4 protein-coding genes are annotated in these 2,924 nt (G+C 70.7%); 3 read left to right on the forward strand and 1 reads right to left on the reverse strand.

Features of this window, described 5'->3' with window-relative positions:
• Nucleotides 1–179: 179 nt before the first annotated feature.
• On the forward strand, nt 180–929 hold the full coding sequence (locus VFZ20_RS20295) for a Rad52/Rad22 family DNA repair protein (protein ID WP_329685763.1): 750 nt from the start codon (nt 180–182) through the stop codon (nt 927–929).
• 565 nt (nt 930–1,494) lie between these two features.
• Here VFZ20_RS20295 and VFZ20_RS20300 read toward each other — a convergent pair.
• Nucleotides 1,495–1,959 (reverse strand): EVE domain-containing protein, encoded by a 465-nt coding sequence (locus VFZ20_RS20300; RefSeq protein ID WP_329685764.1) that lies wholly within the window; start codon nt 1,957–1,959, stop codon nt 1,495–1,497.
• Nucleotides 1,960–2,427: 468 nt separating this feature from the next.
• Here VFZ20_RS20300 and VFZ20_RS20305 point away from each other — a divergent pair, with 468 nt between their 5' ends.
• Both VFZ20_RS20305 and VFZ20_RS20310 read left to right on the forward strand, forming a co-directional pair.
• A complete protein-coding gene (locus tag VFZ20_RS20305; RefSeq protein ID WP_329685765.1) occupies nt 2,428–2,658 on the forward strand; it encodes a hypothetical protein in 231 nt (76 codons plus the stop codon).
• Nucleotides 2,659–2,684: 26 nt separating this feature from the next.
• A complete protein-coding gene (locus VFZ20_RS20310; RefSeq protein ID WP_329685766.1) occupies nt 2,685–2,819 on the forward strand; it encodes a hypothetical protein in 135 nt (44 codons plus the stop codon).
• The last annotated feature ends 105 nt before the right edge of the window (nt 2,820–2,924 follow it).

Here is a 2,924-nt window from a genome sequence, read left to right on the forward strand (position 1 = left end):
CGCACTCACGCACTCACGCACTCACGCACTTCCATCCCCGCCCGTCCACATCCGCAACCTATGAACTTCGTCTAAGTTCATGCCTCTTGACAACCTACGGGGGATCGCCGAAACTATACCGAAGAAAATCCGAAGCACTCATCGAGGCCCCGGGGCGCTCGGCACAGGGAGGCGACGCGATGTCCGACATCAACTTCAAGGCGCTGCAGGACTTCTTCGAGACCGACGCCATCGAGTGGCGCATCCAGCTGGCCGGCGAAAAGCACGGCCGGGTGTGGGCCATCTGCGTGCCGTACGTCACCAACCGCGCCATCCAGGTGCGCCTGGACGAGGTGGTGGGCCCCGAGAACTGGCGCAACGAGTTTCGCCCCGGCCCCGACGGCGGCGTCATGTGCGGCCTGAGCATCCGCGTGGGCGGCGAGTGGGTCACCAAGTGGGACGGCGCCGAGAACACCGACGTCGAGGGGGTCAAGGGCGGCCTGTCGGGCGCCATGAAGCGCGCCGCCGTGCAGTGGGGCATCGGCCGCTACCTGTACGCGCTGGACGAGACCTTTGCCCACGTGCACGACAACGGCCGCTTTCGGGGCAAGACGCGCGAGGGCAGCTCGTTTCGCTGGGACCCGCCCCAGCTGCCCCGCGAGGTGCTGCCCGAGGGCGTGGCGCCCGCCCCGGAGCCCGCGGCGGCCGGGCCCGTGCTCATGCCCGGCGGCGAGCACGAGGCCATGCTGGACTTCGTGCGCACCGTGGGCCCCCGCGTGGACGACGCGGCCGAGATCCGCATTCAGCGCCGCGTGCGCAACCTCAAGGAGTTCGTCCGCGAGAACTGGCCGGCCATCAAGGAGCAGCCCCGCATTGCCCGCGCCGTCGTCGAGGCCATCGAGGCGGCCACGGGCACCGCGTTTCAGCCGGAGCAGCGGCGGGCGGCGTGAAAGTGCGGGAGTGCGGGAGTGCGGGAGTGCGGGAGTGCGGGAGTGGATTCGCGAGGGGGGAGTGCGGTGCGGGGAGGCGCGGTGCGCGCGGGGGGCCCTCACCCGCTCGCTGTCGCTCGCACCCTCTCCCGCAAACTGCGCGGGAGAGGGTGTATACTTCCAACGGGGCGTGGAACGCGGCGCGGCCATCGTGCTCGGGTAGGTTACGGGCGCGCGGGTTCGTGCATGGGCCGTCTCTCCGGAGCAGGTGAAGCCCCGCCGTGCGACGCGAAGCGTCGTCAGGGCGGGGCTTTCCGCTGTCGTTGCGGCGGCTTTAGCCGCTCCGTCTGGAGCCGCGCTCCCCAGGGCGAGCGGAGGGGCGTCCGCGCGGGCCCGCGCCGCCCGGCATCACCCGCCCGCACCGAGCCTCATCCCCACGTCCTCCCCGGACCCCTCTCCATCCGCTCCCTTCCATCCCTAACGCACTTTTCACCCACCGGCTGTTCAAATTCTCAGCGTTGAAACGTTCCATGTCGGCGCCGCGTGTTGTCCATCGGAGACGGGGCGCCGATCGGCAGGACCGTGGTCAGGGGTGGGCGCGGCCCAGGGCGGTGACGATGCGGAGCTCGTCGTCCGTCACGGGCTGCACGGAGAGCCGGCTCTTGTTGATGACGAGCATCTTCTCCAGCCCGGGCACGTCCCGCAGCGCGTCCAGCGGGACCAGGTGGGGGAACGCCTCCACGAACTCCAGGTCCACCATGTACCAGCGGGGGTCCGCCTCCGTGGCCTTGGGGTCGTAGTAGTCGCTGGACGGGTCCAGCGCCGTGGGATCCGGATAGCCGGCGCGGGCCACGCGCGCCAGCCCCGCCACGCCCGGCGGGCTGGCGTTGCTGTGATAGAAGAGCACGGGATCGCCCGGACGGGCGTCGTCGCGCATGAAGTTGCGTGCCTGGTAGTTGCGCACCCCCTCCCACGAGGTGCGGCCGTCGCGGCGCAGGTCGTCGATGGAATACACGTCCGGCTCGCTCTTCATCAGCCAGTTGCGCGGCATGGACCCTGGTTTCGGGGAAAGGTGGATGGCGTGCGCGCTGCCCGCGGGGATTGTGGGCCCCGCGGCGCCCCGCAGCAAGGGCGCCGGCTGTCCATGCAACCGCTCCTTATTGATCCAAAGACGGACCTGAAGGTACGTGCCATGGCTCCTGTTGTCGTGTGGATGGACGATGCGTTCACCGGTCCGCCGTGGCCGTTCCCCCGTTCGTACCCGCGCCGTCCATCGGCGCACCGCTGCTCTGCCGGAGATTTCCATGTCGATGCGACGGACGTCCGGTGCCCTGCTGGTGCCCGCGGCCCTGCCCGGGCGCGGTTTCGTCCTCCCGGGCGGTGGCGCCCCCGCGCCGGTCGCTCGTTCGATCCTCCACGGCGGCTGCTTCGGCTCCGGGCACGGCTGCGTGTCCGGCGCCACCCCCGTCCTCCAGGACGGGTCCCCGTCCCGCTTCCCCTCACCATGAGAACGTGCGACATGAAGACGAAAATGCGCTGGATGGCCGGAATTGCCGCGCTGCTGGTCTCCGCGGCCGCCTGCGAGCAGTCGCTGGTGGCCCCGGACGCCGACGCGTCGCTGGGGCGCATGGATCTGGGCGGGCTGCCGCCGGACACCATCAACGGGGATACGGGCTACTTCGGGTCCGGGCACGTGGACCCGCCGCCGCCGGTCACCGACTCCATCAAGGGCGGCGAGACGCCGCAGTAACCCCCCTTCCTACCGGTGAGATGCAGATGAACGCAAGACGGATGGCCGCCGCCCTCGCCGGGCTGGTCCTGGCGGCGCTGGTCTCGATGGGGGAGGCGTCCCCGGGCTACTTTGGCTCCGGACACGACGCCGGCCAGCGCCCCGCCCCGCGGGCCCGGTAGCCGGGACGCCGGTCCCCGCGCGGAAGGCGACAGCGGAAGCACGACACCTCCCGGGTGTCCTGCTTCCGCTTTCTTATGTCCCGTGCGGGGGTTCGGTTGACCTTC

This window comes from Longimicrobium sp. (assembly GCF_036280135.1).
In the GTDB taxonomy this organism is placed as follows: Bacteria; Gemmatimonadota; Gemmatimonadetes; order Longimicrobiales; family Longimicrobiaceae; genus Longimicrobium.

Excerpts from the sequence above, each read along its gene's own strand:
- VFZ20_RS20305 (WP_329685765.1), top strand. The coding sequence starts at position 2,428 with ATGAAGACGAAAATGCGCTGGATGGCCGGAATTGCCGCGCTGCTGGTC.
- VFZ20_RS20300 (WP_329685764.1), bottom strand. The coding sequence starts at position 1,959 with ATGCCGCGCAACTGGCTGATGAAGAGCGAGCCGGACGTGTATTCCATC.
- VFZ20_RS20295 (WP_329685763.1), top strand. The coding sequence starts at position 180 with ATGTCCGACATCAACTTCAAGGCGCTGCAGGACTTCTTCGAGACCGAC.
- VFZ20_RS20310 (WP_329685766.1), top strand. The coding sequence starts at position 2,685 with ATGAACGCAAGACGGATGGCCGCCGCCCTCGCCGGGCTGGTCCTGGCG.